Raw genomic sequence first — 1,165 nt, 5'->3', positions numbered from 1 at the left:
AAGTTGAGAAATTAGTGAGGGCACTATGAGCGATTTACGAGAAAACATCAGCGTATTACTGCATGGCGCGTGGCGACGTCGCTATATGATTGTCATTCCGATGCTTGTGCTACCTATCCTTGGTTTTGGCGTAAGCAAGCTCGTTCCAACAACGTACGTCGCACACACCAGCATGTTGATTCAAGAAACGGCAAAGATGAATCCGTTTCTGCAAGATATTGCCGTATCAACCATGCTTAAAGACCGTTTGAGTGCGTTGAGTACTTTGCTGAAAAGCCGTCACGTGCTCTACTCTGTCGCAAAAGAGCAAGGGCTGATTGACGATGACATGGGCGCGAAAGAACAAGAATTCATCATCAAAGATCTCGCTTCGCGCTTATCGGTTCAACAACTGGGTAAAGACTTTATCCAAATTCAGCTAAGAAGCGGTAAAGCACAAGGAATGGAGTCAATGTTAACGTCGGTGAGTAACCGATTTGTTGAGCAACTGTTGGCACCGGAACGCTCTTCGATTAAGGATTCCAGTCATTTCTTGACCATTCATATCAATAAGCGAAGAGAAGAGCTCGACAAAGCCGAGCACGCTTTTGCCGAGTACAAAAACACCTACTCACACGCAACTCCAGAAATGCAGGCCCAAAGCTTGACCCGCCTAGCCAGCTTAAAGCAAACCTTGGCGGAGAAAGAAGCCGAGCTGGCCGGTGTGACTCGCAGTTTGGGGAGCTTGGACCAACAGCTTTCCAAAACCAACCCCGTCATCGGTAAGATTGAAGAACAAATTATCGAGATCCGAAGCGAGCTTACTCTGCTCCGCGCCAAATACACCGAAGCGCACAGCCTAGTACAAGGAAAATTGCGCGAATTAAAACGCTTAGAGCAAGAACGCACAGTTCTGCTCAGTTCAAAACAGCCAGAGCTGAACAGTAACCAATTGTGGGACATTGCGAGTAACGCCACCGTAAGTAGTCTTGGGGAAGCGCAGCCATTGCTTGTGTCTCAACTTCATCAACTGCAAATTATGCGTAGCCGTTTTGAATCACTCACCGAAGAAACCGTCAGTTTGCAAAAGATGATTCAAGAGTTAGAAAGCAATGCCCATCGCTTTGGTAGCACCGCGACAGAAATCAACCGTTTAGCACGTGATGTCGCCGTAAAACGTGAAATG

1 protein-coding gene is annotated in these 1,165 nt (G+C 47.2%); it reads left to right on the top strand.

Features of this window, described 5'->3' with window-relative positions; genetic code table 11:
* Positions 1 to 25: 25 nt before the first annotated feature.
* The coding region (locus R7Q47_RS25610) for a chain-length determining protein (RefSeq protein ID WP_318090176.1) at positions 26 to 1,165 on the top strand (1,140 nt) is incomplete at its 3' end.

It is taken from the genome of Vibrio sp. Vb0349, assembly GCF_033338975.1.
The sequence above is the reverse complement of the archived record's forward strand: the minus strand, read 5'-3'. Positions and strand labels throughout refer to the sequence as shown.